Here is a 15,912-nt window from a genome sequence, read left to right as displayed (position 1 = left end):
AAGCCGAGCGTCAATCCGAAACCCGGAATGACGCTCGGCTGTCGAAACCGCCAACCCGCCCGAGCGGGTGCTGTGATGGCCACTGCTGTCATGGAGTTCTGGATCGCCCCACTCGTTCAAGCCAGATTGCCCTTCGCTATGACTTCAAGAGCCTTGGGCGCGCAAGTTCGTTGAAAGATACGGCGCCTACTTCCATTCGCCCAAAGGCGTGTGGATTTTCTTCCTTCGCCGTCATTCGGGCTTTCTCCAGCTCTTCTGACTACTCCTTACTGCGCAGGTCTTCAGATCTGGTTGGATGAGCACCATCACCGAAATGATAGGGTACGCGTATTCTTCAGCCGTCGAAAAATTAAGCCCCGGGGGACAAGCCTTGCATGTCGCGACCAGCGTTGCGTCCCGAGCATCCACCGCGCGCATATCGCCCCGCAGACGGCGTTGGGCCGATCGGACGACAGAATTTGCCGGCGTCGTCGTGTGGACCAGGCGACGCCGACAACGACGAAAGCGAAGCTATGGCAGCAAGTAGTAGCGAACACTATCGCGCGCGGGTACAGCCGACGGTCGGAAGTGGGACCCTTGCTCAAAAGAATAGGTTGGCCACGTCACTAAGATATCTCGCGCGTTCCCGTGAAGGCATTCTACGCAATACAAAACCAACGCATCATGGAGCGCATAAGTCAGATTAGAAATCCGCCTGGGGAGGAGGATATGAAAAACATCTCAAATGACCTGATGGAAATAGCCGGCCGAATTCGCCCTGCGCGAGAAGCCTTCGCGGAGGCGGACAGGAGGAGGGTCGAATCCGCTTTGGAGGCAGGACGACTTCTTTGCCAGGCCAAGGACGACTGCCTGCACCAGCAATGGATGGCTTTCCTGAGATGGGCCGATATGGATGAACAAGAGGCTCGAAAGCTGATGCAGCTTGCCCGCGCGGGACTGACATCGTGCGTCGTTTCGGAAATCGGCGGCATCGATGCGGCACTGGCCTATCTTGTGGAGGCAAGATTGCCCGAGCCGGAAGAGTGCCTGACCGTGGGCCGCGTAGGCTGGCCGGAAAAGAACACGCCCTTCGCGATTATCAAACCCAATGCCGCGCATCCCGGCTATTACGATATCGCCATTGCCGACATGTGGGCCAATCCAGCAACGGTTTTCTCATCGAGAAAGCCGCTTCGGGGGGAAAGCATGAGGCAAGCCGACGGGTCGTTCTTCAACAGCCTCTGGCATATTGTCGATCGTGAATTGGATGTCCCGCATTCGCAGCGCGAGTTCCAGATGATGCCGGCGGATCTGTTCTCGCGAGATGGTGCCTTCCTCTTCGCCAAGCCTGTCTCCGCGGCTGACAGTGCGACGGAAAGCGAGGCCCTCGGCTACATTCTTTGAATGTTCGCCGGCAAATGCGACCGCGCGCAGCCGGCAACAATTCCATTGCATGGACCGGAAAATCGCCCTGCCGGCCTCGGCGTGCTCAGCCTAGCGTTGTTCGTCACGGCAGAACTCCAGCGCGCAGTCTCACCCGGACGAAGATCCATCAAGCTCAGGCGAGGCTGTCCGAGGGCAATTTCCTGACTCGGCTCCTGGACGGCAAGTTGAAGCGAGAACCGAGCTACCTCCAAGAGCATGGCAAAAGACCGAACGGCCGCTGAGCGGAATTTTGACGGAAAATGAACTCAAGCAATCGACGCGCCAATGAAGCGCCGTCAGCCGGCTTGCAGCCGAGCGTGGCTAGGCGCCAGATCATCTCGTCTCGTCCATTTGCAATGGCCATCAGCACTTAGCGTTGTCAAACTGCGCCAGACGACCGTCCGGCCCCATACCAGGTCTCGGAAGTGGTAATGTCTTATCCGATTGCGCACTCCATTTTCTTGGCCGCTGCTGGCTTAATCGCGTCAGTTGTCATCATCAGAGTGGCGGTTACATGCGCATCGCGATTGTTGGTTCGGGTTACGTGGGTCTTGTATCGGGCGCTTGCCTGGCTGATTTCGGCCATCAAGTCGTCTGCGTCGATAAGGCGGAGGCCAAGATTGCCGATCTCCAGGCCGGAAGAATGCCGATCTATGAGCCAGGTCTCGACGACCTCGTCGACAAGAATTCCGCGAGCGGCCAGCTCACCTTCACCAGCACGCTTGCAGCGGCAGTCGCCGATGCGGACGTGGTGTTCATTGCAGTCGGGACGCCTTCGAGGCGGGGCGACGGCCATGCCGATCTGTCCTATGTCTACGAAGCGGCCCGAGAAATCGCGGCCGCTGTTCACGGGTTCACCGTGGTGGCAATCAAATCCACGGTGCCGGTGGGCACGGGGGATGAGGTCGAACGGATCATTCGCCAATGCAATCCCCTGGCCGATGTGGCGGTCGTCTCCAACCCGGAATTCCTGCGCGAAGGAGCCGCGATCGACGACTTCAAACGACCAGACCGGATCGTTATCGGCCTGCCGTCGGACGAGCGTGGCCGGGAGGTGATGGCGGAGGTGTATCGGCCGCTTTATCTCAACCAGGCACCAATCCTGTTTACCGGCCGCCGCACGTCCGAGCTGATCAAATATGCGGCCAACGCCTTCCTGGCGCTCAAGATCACGTTCATCAACGAGATCGCGGATCTGTGCGAGAGCGTGGGCGCGAACGTGCGCGAGGTAGCGCGGGGCATCGGGCTCGACAATCGCATCGGCTCAAAGTTCCTGCACGCCGGCCCGGGCTATGGAGGATCCTGTTTTCCAAAAGACACGCTGGCTTTGGTCAAGACGGCGCAGGACAGCGGCGCGCCCTTGCGCCTGATCGAAACGACGGTTGCCGTGAACGACCAGCGAAAACGCACCATGGCGCGCAAGATCGTATTTGCCTGCGGCGGCGATGTCCGCGCAAAGACAGTGGCCTTGCTGGGCCTTACCTTCAAACCCAACACCGATGACGTCCGTGAAGCGCCTTCCCTCTCGATCATCCAGGCCTTGATCGATTTTGGGGCCCATGTCCGAGTGTATGACCCCGAAGGCATGGATCAGGCGAAAATCGTGCTCGGCAACAGCGTCAGCTATGCCGAAGGCGCCTATGAATGCGCCGAGGGCGCCGACGCGCTGGTCATCGTGACCGAGTGGAATCAGTTCCGCGCCCTGGATTTTGAACGATTGTCCCGCACGATGTCGAAACGGGTGGTGGTCGACCTGCGCAACATTTACCGGCGGGAAGACATCTCCAGACACGGCTTCGAGTACGTGAATATCGGTGAGGGAGCGGTCGGAGACAAGGCAGTTTTCGCCGCGGCCGCGGAATGAGGTATCTGATCACCGGCACCGCAGGATTCATCGGTTTTCACCTGGCGCGCCGGCTGCTCGACGACGGTCATCGCGTCACCGGATTCGACGGGATGACGCCATACTATGACATGGTCCTGAAGCAGTCGCGACACGCCCTGCTTCAACGGTACGACGCCTTTCGCGCCCATATCGGCCAACTGGAAGACATGGACGCCCTTCGCCGCGCCGCAGACTCCGCCCGGCCCGACGTGATCGTGCATCTGGCCGCGCAGGCCGGTGTCCGCTACTCAATCGACAATCCGCGAAGTTACACGGACAGCAATCTCGTCGGCTCGTTCAACGTCCTTGAGCTTGCGCGTGATCTCAAGCCCCGGCATTTGCTCCTTGCGTCCACGAGCTCGGCCTATGGAGCGAACGACAAGATGCCATTCGTCGAAACCGACAAGGCTGATTGGCCGTTGACCTTTTATGCGGCCACGAAGAAGGCGATGGAGGCGATGGCGCACTCCTATTCACATATCTTCGGAACGCCGACCACATGCTTCCGCTTCTTCACCGTATATGGCCCCTGGGGCCGGCCCGACATGGCGCTCTTCAAATTTGTCGACGCGATCCAGAACGGCCGTCCGATCGAAGTGTATGGCGAAGGCCTGATGAAGCGTGATTTCACTTATATCGATGATCTCGTCGAAGCCGTCGTCCGGCTCGTCGAATGCACGCCGGCGACAGGTCGCACGGCGTCCGCTCCCGGCGTCGTCGACACGCTGTCACCCGTCGCGCCGTGGCGTGTCGTCAACATAGGCTGCGGCGAGCCTGTCGGGCTGCTGCCTTTTATCGAGACAATCGAGAACTGCCTGGGCAAACGAGCCATCCGCAAGATGTTGCCGATGCAGGCTGGCGACATGCGGGCAACCTATGCCGACCCCCGCCTGCTGGAGGCCCTTACCGGCTTTCGCCCTTGCACCAGCGTCGAGGACGGGGTGACCGCCTTCGTACGCTGGTATCTGGAAGAACGGCCGTCGCGGCCGACAATAGCCGCCTGAAGCGCGTAGCCTGTAATCAGTGCACGCGCCTAAACCCTTGGCCCGACACAGGTTGGTCATGCCGAGGCCAGCTTGGCGTGTATCCTGGGCCTCTCGCCATGCCAGGATGTCACCTCAATGGCGGCTCCGTCTCCACAAAGCACTGTAAAGCCGCTGTCGGTATGAGTTTGGACCTGGCCGGTCAGCCCGATATGGCGCCCAGGCGGGGCAAACATGCGCGCCATGTCGATCACGATCTTGGCACCGGCAGTGAAAGTGAAGGCGCCCGGATAGGGATCGCCGACGGCGCGGACAAAACGAAGGACATTCTCGGCGGCATCGCTCCAGTTGATCATTCCGTCATCGGCCGTGCGCTTTGCGCAATAGCTGGCAAGGGATTCGTCCTGCGCGACGCCCACGGCCTTGTCACGACTTATCGCCGAAACGACAAGCGGCGTCATCTCGAACAGGGCCTGCTTGTGCTTGTCGTAGAGCGAGCGCGCGGTCTCGTCCGGTGCTACGGCAAAAAGCTTCTGGAGGACGATAGGGCCACTGTCGACACCCTCGTCCAGCCGGAAGAAAGTCGAGCCCGTCTCCTTTTCATTCGCAATGATCGTCCAGGGGATCACCGCCCTCCCCCGAAAACGCGGTAACGGCGCCGGGTGAAAGCCGATCGAGCCATATCGGGCGACCGAGCGAAATTCGCCGCGGCAGATTTGCGACCAGCCGACCACCATCGTCAAATCGGGCCGCTCGGCTTCGAGCCTGTCGATCGTGTCGGGGGCATTGATGTCCTTGGTCAGGTGGACCGCGGCCCCGGCCAGACGTGCCGGCCCCGCCAGATCGACGAAATCGGAATGGCGTTTGGAAGCTTCGCCCGCAAGAGTGACAAGCAGCGATGGCGTCATGCCGGCTTCGACAAGGGCATCGAATGCGACCCGAGATCCCTCCACCGCACCGACAAAGGCTATGCGCATGAATTCAAGGCTCCAACTCACCGGCGTGAGCGATAGATGGACACAGATCTCTTCTATTGTCTGCTTCGTTTCTGCGCCCAAGTCCTCCTTTAGAGGTAAACGGCAGCCGGCGATGCATCCCTATGTGCAACTCGTCGGTTCAAAGAAAGCTGGGTATTTAGGGGTTGCGACAGCGGGATTGGAATACGCGATGGACAGCTTCGCCGGCTTGGCATTTCTGGATCGCAGCGCCACTACAGTCGGGAAGGGCGGATCTGATCTGCTACGCATGGCGATCCTGCCTTCTGGACGCCGACGCATTTGTGCTTTCGTCCCGCTACGAAGATTGCGCGGTACCACTCAAGGCCATGGCCAGCAGCCCTCCCATCGCGTCCTTCGACTGCGACGTCATACATGCTGCGCTACGATCCCCAAGGACTGAAGACCTGTCACCATGCTGACGACCACCCGTCTGACATTGCATAAGATCGACGCCCGGATCAGGATGACCTGGGCTGCGTCGGGCGCAGACGCGTTTCTTGTCTCCTATCCCGAATCCGGAGCAACCCAGCTTAGACATATACTTTCGGAATACTTCAGTCGCCACGCCAACGGCGAGAACGTCGATCTTTCGCCAATGTTCGAAGTTCTTCCGGATTTCGATCTCGATCCGACGAGGGGCATCCCGGCTTTTCGTTACACAGATGAGCGCCATCGCGTGCCGCTCGTCCTGGTTTCGCACCTCACCTATAGACGCTCGCTTTTCCTCAACCGACCCATCATCTTCATGACTCGAGATCCGCGCGACGTAATCGTGTCAGCTTATTTCGATGCCACACGTCACAAACACTGCTTTGAAGGCACCATGGACGCGTTCATTGCCGATCGCGAACAAGGCCTGCCGGCTCTGATAGTATATCTGAATGATTGGGGTAGAGGTCTAAAGCATCACGTGAGTGCAGTATTGGGCTATGAGGAACTGACTGAAGATCCTATGGGTGCCTGCACGCGTATCCTGAGATTTCTTGGCCACACACCGTCCGCGCGCGCGCTTCAGGATTCTATCGACGCTTCGCGTTTCTATGTGATGCGTGAGCATGAGATGGCGGGCGGCCTAACGGCGCACGATGGCGAAAGTCAGCATGCGCGTCTCGGCAAGGTCGGCGGCTTTGCCGATCATCTTAGTGATGCGCAAGCCGAGCTCATTGAGCAGACCTGCATCGACTGGCTAACTCCAGCCGCGATGGAACTGCTTCGCCGTGGCGGAACGCAGCTCGTATGCGGCTGGTATGAACTTCGCCGTCAACTCATGGATGAACACGGCCAAGGCGAGATGATCAAGAGAGATCTTCCTGTCATCGAATCCCTTTCCACCAATCCATGCAGCAACTTGGCGGAGATCGCCGAGAAGTATGGAAATAATCCATCGACGTCTTGACGTTAAGAGGGGAGTAAATGCGACTTGCGATTGTGCAGGCGGGCCTGGGTGCAGGAGGGACGGAGCGCGTCGTCAGTCTGCTTGCCGCAGATCGATGCAGGCGCGGAGATGAAGTCCATCTATTTGCTTTCGTGGGAGAGCAAGATAAGAGCTATTTTGCCCTGCACCCAAAGGTCACCGTCCACAGACTTGTAGAGGACGGAGCTTCGCGGCTTTCGAAACTCGGATTTGTCCGCAGCTTGCGGCGCGTGGCCGTGTTGCGCGCGGAATTCAAGCGGCTTCAGCCCACTCTGATCGTTTCGTTTCTAACAAAAATTAATATTCTCTGCCTGCTGGCGGCGAAGAATCTTGGCATCCGGGTTATTATCTCGGAAAGAAACAATCCAAAGGCGCAGAAGAAACACGCCGCTTGGCGGCTCGTTTCTGGCATTATACTTCGGCAAGCGGATCGGCTTGTCATGCAGACCGATGCGATTGTCAAGACGCTTCCAGATACGCTCAGAAAAAAGGCCCACGTTATCGGAAATCCTTGCGAGGTCATCGGAAATCCGTGCGAGGCGACCGATGCCTACAAAGACCATGGCAATGAAATGTTTCGCCTGGTCGGCGTCGGACGCCTGGTGGAACAGAAAGGCTTCGACACGCTGATAAAGGCGTTTGCTAAAATCGCCACCGAATTTCCGGCATGGGCATTGACGATCTTCGGCGAGGGACCTGATCGGGTTCTTCTTCAACGTCAGATCGATGCGTTTGATTTGGAGGACAGGGTAAAGCTTGCCGGCATTACCGAGCGTCCGGGCGAATGGGCACGCGACGCCTCCCTCTTTGTCCTGCCGTCACGCTACGAAGGCTTTCCCAACGTGCTGATCGAGGCGATGGCGGCCGGCCTGCCCGTCGTCGCAACGGACTGTGATTTCGGTCCCTCCGAAATCGTCGAACCAGGCGTTTCGGGTCTGCTGGTACCAGTCGACGATGTTGCCGAGTTGGCATCTGCAATGGCATGCCTGATGCGAAATAATGCTCTTCGCCACAAAATGGGAAGATCGGCCCGGAAAACGATCGATCGGTTCTCAATGCAGCAGATTGCGGAAAAATGGGACTCCGCTTTGACGAAATTCTGAGTGAAGGCAATTGATCACGAACCCAGTTGTTCAGGTTCGCGATCTGCGAATGAAAAATATCCAATGCCGGACAAGAACACCTCGAGCGTTTTCAAATCCGGCGCACATATCCTGATGTTCATCCGGAGATGATCTTTGATAGGCGCACTTTACAGCCAATATAACTAAAAGCGGCGACCTGTCGCGCGTCGCCTGGGGCAAGGCAATGCCCGCACATCGTCCCTGGCTGGGATCGGCCTCAAGACACAAGGCTACATGTAGACTTTCGAGATTGTGTCCCTTGGCGTGGCCTGGCTTTTGATCACTACGGAGCCTTGCGGTTGGCCAGAGGGCGTATCAGCGAGCCGGGGCAGGCATGCTGATGAAAGGAGCATCGCTCATGAAACGCACGTTCGACCTGCTCGGTGCCGCCTGCCTTCTGCTGCTGATGTCGCCCCTCATCGCGGTGCTTTCAATAGCAGTCGCGCTGCTTCTTGGGCGTCCTGTTTTTTTCCGCCAGGAACGTCCCGGCCTCCACGGAAAACCATTCAAGATAATCAAGTTCAGAACGATGACCGATCGTCGGGATCGTCATGGCCGGCTGCTTCCCGATGCTGACAGGCTAACTGGCTTCGGCAGCTTTCTGCGCGCAAGCAGCCTTGATGAGCTGCCCGAATTGATCAACGTATTGCGGGGTGAGATGAGCCTCGTCGGGCCTCGTCCACTCTTGATGGAGTATCTCCCCCGCTATAGCCCTGAGCAGGCGCGTCGTCACCAAGTCATTCCCGGCATCACAGGTTTGGCGCAGGTGAACGGCCGCAACGCACTTGATTGGGAGAACCGCTTCGTCCTGGACGTCTGGTATGTCGATCACCGAACCTTCGCACTTGACCTGAAAATTCTCTGCCTGACCTTTTACAAGATCTTCACCCGAGAGGGGATCAGCGCCGCGGGACACGCCACCATGCCCGAGTTCATGGGCTCGCAGGTTTCGCAGTCGGGCGGGCCGTTGAGGACATCTGGATCGCGCCTGCCACGGTTCGCTGCAAGGGTTGCAGCCATCGGTATTCTGCTAGAGCTTGGGACTGCCGCTTTCGTTTTTGTTGTCGATCCATATGGGATCAACCATCATCTGGAGATTCCTGATTTCAATGCCGAAAAGACACATCGCCTTTCGATCGGTACGACAGCCGAGCGCTCACTACGTCTATGGCTCACCGATTACGACACTTTGATCCTCGGCGGCTCGCGGGCGCGCGTCGGGCTTGATCCCGCCGGACCGAGCCTAGCTAGGCTGAAGGCCTACAATGCCGCTGTTCCGCATGCGAGCATGGCCGAACTCTATGACATTGGCATGTTCGCCTTGGCTCATGGCGCACCCCGCCGGATGATCGTCAATCTCGATTTCTCCATGTTTGAGGCGGACCGAACGGAAACCCAAGATTTTCCGGAGTCCGGCTTTGCCGGAGTTCCAATGCCTATCGTTTATGCGCGGTCCTTGTTCTCCCCCGAAAGCTTTATCGACGCTTTGCGGACGGTGCACGCCAACAGCATTGGATTTCGGGAGACCGACAAGGAAGACGGTTTTCACCAGATCATGTTGACGCACAATTACAGCTACAGACAGGTGTCCGACCAGAGGCTGAATCGGTTGATGGCGGAGTTTTCCTCTCCCGGCAGCTTCGATTATGACCTCACCAGAATCGGCCTGTTGCGTGACCTGCTGGATCGTCTCACCGCCGCTGGAGTAGACGTCACGCTCTTCATCTCACCGATACATGCTCGTCAGATGGAAGCACTCAGGGCCATGGGGCTACTCCCGGTTTACGACCGCTGGCGTGTGGATCTGACGTATACTGTAAGTCAGGTCAATGCATCCAAGACAGCCACGTCTGAAGTGAAACTGTGGGATTTTAGCGGCTATAACTCCGTTACAATGGAAGACATTCCGGATCCGGGCGATCGTCATCAGACGATGCGGTGGTACTGGAGCTCTGCGCGCTACACTCCGGCCTTGGGAGAGTTGATGCTGGATCGCATGCTCGGCCAGGCCTATTCGGGCCCGTCGGATTTCGGCATATCTCTTACCGGATCCAACCTTAGATCAGTCCTCGACCAACAGCGAAAGAGGCGCACCATATATGTTGCGCTTCATCCCGAGGAGATTAATAGGATATGGAGCCGTTTGCTTTTCTTGAAGATTACAAAGCCAAATATTTAAGGGATTTTCTCTTTATTAGTTCGGTATGTCTTATAGTTCTACTTTTTCGCGCCGTATATATTTTATCGATAAACGGCCATGAAGCTGCTACCGCTAATGGGGTAGGCCATCGGTCGTAGCGGCGATCAGGTCCTAGCTTATTGGGGTTGCGACAGGACCAAACTTGGTCGTGGCGGCTTTCTGGTTTCTGCCGATGATGGATGTCATCGGCAGAAACAATCCCGCAGAACGACCAAGGGACGCGTATTGCCGATCAAGAATGAGCGGGGCGACTTTGGCTACGGTTGCGATGATCGGAAGACTGGCTCGACGGGTGCTGCAAGCTGCCAGGCGCAAGAGTGCGGGCCGCACGCGCCTGGCCAATATCGCACACCTTCTGACCGGCAATTTTCTTGGCTCATTGCTGGCGCTTGTAGCCTTTACGCTTTCAGCACGCGCGCTTGGCGTGACGAATTATGGTGAGCTTGCATTGATCATCGCGTTCACAAGGGTCGTGGAGCGCGTTGTCAGCTTCCAGTCGTGGCAGCCAATTATCAAATACGCAGCCGGCATGAACGCATCCGAGGGCCACGAGAATTTGCGTGTCCTCATGAAGTTCGGCCTGCTTATCGATGTCGGTGCCGCTGTCTGCGCTTGGGTCGTCGCCATTGGCGCGGCCCTTCTCCTTGCACCGGTTTTCGGTTGGTCGACGCAAATCGTGCATCTTCTTGTTCTCTACTCCAGTGTTCTGCTGTTTCAGATTTCCGGCGTCCCCGTGGCTGTCCAACGCATGGCCGGCAACTTCCGCCTACTCGCCTATGGGCAGTTGCTCAACGCGGTTCTGCGCGTATTGCTGTGTCTGCTCGGCGTGCTGCTCAATGGCGATCTCGCCTATTTCACAGCGGTTTGGGCCGGAACGCAGATCCTCGGCTCCCTGGCGCTCCTGACGCTGACCATGCGCGCGCTACACAGGCAGGGTGTCCACAATGTCCTGGGCGCGCCTTTGGCCGGCATCACACGCCGCTTCCCTGGCATCTGGAATTTCGCGTGGTCGTCGAACATTTCACTCACTTTGCGCGCGAGCGCGCAAGAGCTCGATACACTGCTGGTCGGATGGCTAGCCGACCCGGCCTCGGCTGGCTTGTACCAGATCGCCAAGCGCATAGGCCGCGTCGGCCAGCAAGTAGGCCCGCAGGTGCAAAACGTTCTCTATCCCGACGTCGCCCGCCTTTGGGCAAAAGGCAGCATCGAGGAATTCAAGCGGGTGATCTTTCAGACCGAAGCCATGCTGCTCTGCTTTGGCGTCATTTGCGTCCTGGTCGTGGCGGTGCTCATCCGGCCGCTGCTCGCCTGGACCGCAGGACCGGAGTTCATAGGCGCAGCCAGCCTAGTCATCGTGCAGATGGTGGCTGTCACGTTCGTGCTTTCAGGCTCAGCCGCCCGCTCGGCGCTGCTTGCCATGGGCCGGCAACGTGAGGTGTTGCGCATTGTTGTCGTTGCGACAGCCGCCTTCCACGTGACGGCCCTCCTGCTCATCCCGCGGATCGGCGCGATGGGGGGCAATATTGCCCATATCGTCCTGGGCATTCTGTGGGCCTTCGGCCTGGCGTTTTCGTTGCGACAGGCACTCAAGACCGCCCATCACCCCGCCCGGCAAACCCCGCCGGCGGACGCTCTCAACCAAGCAAGTCTTGCCCCTTCAAAGGCGATCTAGATGTCTCTTGCACCTCAAGCCCTGGCCACTTTGCCCATAGCGCAGCGACGCTCGCCGTCATCGCTTACCCATCTGCAACGGCTCGAGGCAGAATCGATCCATATCATTCGCGAGGTCGCCGCCGAACTGCGCAACCCGGTGATGTTGTATTCGGTGGGCAAGGACTCCGCCGTGATGCTCCATCTCGCGATGAAGGCCTTCTATCCGTCGCAACTGCCGTTCCCCCTTCTCCACATCGACACGACGTGGAAGTTCAAGGAAATGATCCGTTTCCGCGACGAGACAGTCGCGCGGCTTGGCCTGAAGCTGCTGGTGCGTCGCAACGAGGCCGGCCTGGCCGAAGGGATCACGCCATTTACACATGGCTCGTCGACCTACACGCAGATCATGAAGACGGAGGCGCTGAAATCGGCACTGACCTCGCTCGGCTTCGATGCCGCTTTCGGCGGCGCGCGCCGCGACGAGGAAAAGAGCCGCGCGAAAGAACGGGTGTTTTCGCTGCGCAGCGATAGCCACGGCTGGGATCCAAAGAACCAGCGCCCGGAACTATGGAACCTCTACAACGGCCGGCTGAAACCAGGGGAGTCGGTCCGGGTTTTTCCGCTCTCGAACTGGACCGAAATCGACATATGGCAATACATCATGAGGGAGAACATTCCCATCGTCTCGCTGTATTTCGCGGCCAAGCGCCCGGTGGTGGAGCGCGACGGACAGTTGATTATGGTGGACGACGACCGTCTGCCGCTTCGCCCGGGCGAATCCCCCGAAATGCGCTCGGTCCGCTTCCGCACGCTTGGTTGCTATCCCCTCACCGCGGCTACCGAAAGCACTGCCGCGTCTGTTCCCGAAGTGCTCCAGGAAATGCTTGTCGTGAGGACCTCCGAACGATCGGGCCGGCTGATCGACCATGACGAAGCAACATCGATGGAAAAGAAAAAGCGCGAGGGGTATTTCTGATGCTGGGTTTTGCTCAAACCGCGGAACTCGAATCTTCCTCGATAGACGAGATCACTTCGCAATATCTTGCTGTCCACGAGAAGAAGAGCCTGCTGCGATTTTTGACATGCGGCAGCGTGGACGACGGCAAGTCGACGCTGATCGGCAGGCTGCTCTACGACACGAAGCTGCTGATGGAAGACCAGCTTGCCACACTTACCCGCGATTCCCAACGCCACGGCACAACCGGCGGCGATCTCGACTTCGCCCTTCTGGTCGACGGTCTCGCCAGCGAGCGCGAACAGGGCATTACGATCGACGTGGCCTATCGTTTCTTCGCCACGGAGCGGCGCAAATTCATAGTCGCCGACACGCCAGGCCATGAGCAATACACCCGCAACATGGCTACTGGCGCATCCAATGCCGACCTGGCGATCATTCTTGTCGATGCGCGGCAGGGCATTCTGACCCAGACACGCCGACATTCCTTCATCGTTTCGCTGCTCGGAATCCGGCATGTCGTTCTTGCGGTCAACAAAATCGACCTGGTCGATTATTCGCAAACGGTATTCGACGAGATCGAGGCGACCTATCGAAGCTTCGCGGAACCGCTTGGCTTCGTTTCTCTGGAGGCCATCCCGCTTTCGGCGCGTTATGGCGACAATGTTCTTTCGAAAGGCGAGAACCTGCCCTGGTATCGAGGCCGGACGCTCATCGAGCATCTGGAAACCGTCGAGGTGGAACGAGACCGCCGTAGCGCGCCTTTCCGGATGCCGGTGCAATGGGTCAATCGTCCGAACCTCGACTTTCGCGGGTTTGCCGGCACCATCGCCGCCGGCGTGATCCGGCCGGGAGACCGTGTGGTCGTGGCACGCTCCGGCGTGACAAGCTTGGTCAAGCGCATCGTTACCCAGGACGGAGACCTGTCGGAGGCAGCGGCGGGCGAGGCTGTCACGCTGACGCTCGAAGATGAGATCGACGTTTCTCGCGGCGACGTCCTGGCGGGGGCGGCGGAGCGCCCGGAAGTGTCAGACCAGTTTGCGGCCCATCTGCTCTGGATGCACGAGGATCCATTGATCCCCGGCCGCCCGTATCTGATCAAGCTCGCCACCAGCGTGGTGGGTGCGAGCGTCACGCAGATAAAACACCGGGTCGACATTAATAATTTTGCAAAACTGGCAGCAAAAACCCTCGAGAAGAACGACGTCGGCTTCGTCAACTTGACGACGCAGGCGCCGCTCGCCTTCGACCCGTTCTCCAGCGTGCACGAAACCGGCGCGTTCATCGTCATCGACCGGATCAACAACCACACGGTCGGTGCCGGAATGATCGACTTCAGTCTGCGCAGGGCGAACAACGTCCATTGGCAAGCACTGGATGTCGACATGAATGCGCGGGCGATCGCCAAAGGTCAAAAGCCCGTGGTGCTGTGGTTCACAGGCCTGTCGGGCTCCGGAAAATCGACGATCGCGAATCTCGTGGAGAAGCGCCTCCATGCGCTCGGCAAGCACACCTACCTACTTGACGGCGACAATGTTCGCCATGGCTTGAACCGAGATCTCGGCTTCACCGATGCTGATCGCGTGGAGAACATTCGACGCGTGGCCGAGGCCGCCAAGCTGATGGTCGATGCCGGACTGATAGCGCTTACTTCATTCATTTCGCCATTCCAGGCTGAACGGCGGATGGCGCGCGACCTCTTCGGCCCAGGGCAGTTTATCGAGATCTTCATCGATACACCACTGGAGGTCGCCGAAAGCCGCGACCCGAAGGGCCTTTATCGACGCGCCCGAAACGGCTTGATCCAGAATTTCACCGGCATCGGCAGCCCCTATGAGCGCCCAGAAGCGCCACAGATCACGGTTACGCCGGATCTGAGTGCCGAGGAGGCCGCGGAAGAGATCGTCAGCTACCTCGAACGAGGCAGCTATCTCGGAACTGCGACCGGGTAACAGGCGATGGTTGGAGGAGCTAGCCAAGGGCCGGTACGGGTTTGCTTTCCATTTATCGGTGATGATGTCGGTGGAAGCCACATCTCGGCGCTCAAGCTCATCCAGAACCTCGATACATCGAAGGTCGTTCCCATTCTGGTGCTTCAGGAAACGGCCGGGCCTCTGGCGGCCTTTCTGCAAATGGAAGGCCAGCCCTTCATGGGTTTTCCGCTGCCGACGACTTCGCCTGGAAAGGGAACAATTCCCGGCGATGTCATGACCTATCTGACCAGTACGCTCCCGCGCATGCGGCGTTTCATCAAGGAGCAGAAGTTCGATATCGTTCACACCAATGACGGCAGGACGCATGTGAATTGGGGCATTGCGGCGAGGCTGGCAGGTGCCCGGCTGGTTTGGCATCATCGCGGCGACCCCGACGCCAAGGGCGCCAACGTGCTTGCGCCGCTCATCGCGCATCGCATGGTGACAGTGTCGCGATTTTCGCGACCGCGGCATCCGATCAGATCCCTCAAGGGACGGCTTAGCGTCATCCATAGTCCCTTCGACCATCCGTCGACTGTGCCTGACAGGATCGCGGCCAAGGCCGCACTTCTGGACGAGCTAGGCCTTGCACCAGGAACACGCGTCCTGAGCTTCATCGGCGGGCTGATCGAACGAAAGCGGCCGCTCCTCTTCATCGATATCCTTGATCGTTTCGTGCGGGAGCACCCGCAAATCCCGGTCGTCGGCTGCGTGTTCGGGACTTCACCCGCGGGCTCGCAAGATCTTGAAGCGGCCGCCCGCGTGCGCTGCGCCGAGCGCGGGCTCGGCCAAACGGTGCGCTTCATGGGTTTTCGCAACCCGATTGAACCTTTCCTCGCGGCAACGGATGTTCTGGTCGTTCCCGCCATGGGAGAGCCCTTCGGCCGAACCCTTATCGAGGCGATGTTCCTTGGGACGCCGGTGGTTGCAACCGATCATGGCGGCAATCCGGAAGCTATCGAGAACGAGCGGACCGGATTTCTGGTCACACCGGAAGACGCCGGGGCCTTCATGGAGCCGCTATCGCGGTTGCTGTCCAATCCGCCGCTCTGGGCCCGGATCAGCGATGCAGCCCGCGACCACGCCTTCTTTTCCTACAGCACGCACCGCCATGTCGAAAATGTCATGAAGATCTATGACAGGGCGCTTTGCTCCCGCAAAGCCGGCTTGGCGACCGACCTAACCAGCGAAATCGGCGGTTAAAGGGTTTTCACAATGCGGGTAGAGCACATCGATTTCCTTGTCATCGGAGCCGCAAAAAGCACGACGACCTGGCTGAAGCAGCAGCTTCAGGCCGATCCGAGCGTCAGCACGCCGGTATCT

General features: G+C 58.7%; 11 protein-coding genes and 1 pseudogene. 10 read left to right on the top strand and 2 right to left on the bottom strand.

All coding sequences use genetic code 11. The annotated features are described in order from the left end of the window. Positions 1-92 (bottom strand): annotated as a pseudogene (locus LB533_RS30025) (molybdate ABC transporter permease subunit); the annotation flags it as partial. 616 nt (positions 93-708) lie between these two features. Between LB533_RS30025 and LB533_RS18745 the strand changes: the two are divergent. The 3 genes from LB533_RS18745 (at position 709) to LB533_RS18735 (ending at position 4,293) form a co-directional block, all read left to right on the top strand. Beyond that, a complete protein-coding gene (locus LB533_RS18745; RefSeq protein WP_140642911.1) occupies positions 709-1,383 on the top strand; it encodes a hypothetical protein in 675 nt (224 codons plus the stop codon). Positions 1,384-1,918: 535 nt separating this feature from the next. Then, positions 1,919-3,268, top strand: coding sequence for a UDP-glucose dehydrogenase family protein (locus LB533_RS18740; RefSeq protein ID WP_140642912.1), 1,350 nt, complete (start codon positions 1,919-1,921; stop codon positions 3,266-3,268). Then, positions 3,265-4,293: an NAD-dependent epimerase/dehydratase family protein gene (locus LB533_RS18735; protein ID WP_224677893.1), complete on the top strand. Its 1,029-nt coding sequence runs from the start codon at positions 3,265-3,267 to the stop codon at positions 4,291-4,293. Before LB533_RS18740 ends, LB533_RS18735 begins: the two co-directional genes overlap by 4 nt. A gap of 56 nt (positions 4,294-4,349) precedes the next feature. On the opposite strand, the gene LB533_RS18730 is transcribed toward LB533_RS18735, so the two are convergent. After that, complete coding sequence (locus tag LB533_RS18730) at positions 4,350-5,249, bottom strand: formyltransferase family protein (protein ID WP_140642915.1); 900 nt, start codon at positions 5,247-5,249, stop codon at positions 4,350-4,352. A gap of 433 nt (positions 5,250-5,682) precedes the next feature. Between LB533_RS18730 and LB533_RS18725 the strand changes: the two genes are divergently transcribed. The 7 genes from LB533_RS18725 to LB533_RS18695 all read left to right on the top strand — a co-directional run bounded on the left by LB533_RS18725 (position 5,683) and on the right by LB533_RS18695 (position 15,792). Beyond that, a complete protein-coding gene (locus LB533_RS18725; protein WP_140642917.1) occupies positions 5,683-6,666 on the top strand; it encodes a sulfotransferase domain-containing protein in 984 nt (327 codons plus the stop codon). A gap of 17 nt (positions 6,667-6,683) precedes the next feature. Continuing rightward, a complete protein-coding gene (locus LB533_RS18720; RefSeq protein WP_140642918.1) occupies positions 6,684-7,787 on the top strand; it encodes a glycosyltransferase family 4 protein in 1,104 nt (367 codons plus the stop codon). Positions 7,788-8,166: 379 nt separating this feature from the next. Next, a complete protein-coding gene (locus LB533_RS30020) occupies positions 8,167-9,987 on the top strand; it encodes a sugar transferase (RefSeq protein ID WP_140642920.1) in 1,821 nt (606 codons plus the stop codon). Positions 9,988-10,276: 289 nt separating this feature from the next. Further along, positions 10,277-11,680: a lipopolysaccharide biosynthesis protein gene (locus LB533_RS18710; RefSeq protein WP_263491766.1), complete on the top strand. Its 1,404-nt coding sequence runs from the start codon at positions 10,277-10,279 to the stop codon at positions 11,678-11,680. Then, positions 11,681-12,637 (top strand): sulfate adenylyltransferase subunit CysD, encoded by a 957-nt coding sequence (cysD, locus tag LB533_RS18705; RefSeq protein ID WP_210239925.1) that lies wholly within the window; start codon positions 11,681-11,683, stop codon positions 12,635-12,637. It begins immediately after the preceding gene. Then, on the top strand, positions 12,637-14,568 hold the full coding sequence (gene cysN, locus LB533_RS18700; protein ID WP_140642921.1) for a sulfate adenylyltransferase subunit CysN: 1,932 nt from the start codon (positions 12,637-12,639) through the stop codon (positions 14,566-14,568). The genes cysD and cysN overlap by 1 nt, the downstream gene beginning before the upstream one ends. Before the next feature lie 6 nt (positions 14,569-14,574). Then, positions 14,575-15,792 carry a glycosyltransferase family 4 protein gene (locus tag LB533_RS18695; RefSeq protein WP_411970896.1) on the top strand — a complete coding sequence of 406 codons (1,218 nt, stop codon included), beginning with the start codon at positions 14,575-14,577 and terminating at the stop codon, positions 15,790-15,792. Positions 15,793-15,912: the final 120 nt, after the last annotated feature.

Source organism: Mesorhizobium sp. BR1-1-13, assembly GCF_020165515.1.
In the GTDB taxonomy this organism is placed as follows: domain Bacteria; phylum Pseudomonadota; class Alphaproteobacteria; order Rhizobiales; family Rhizobiaceae; genus Mesorhizobium.
Note: the sequence above shows the minus strand (reverse complement) of the source record. Positions and strands in the feature narration are given on the sequence as shown.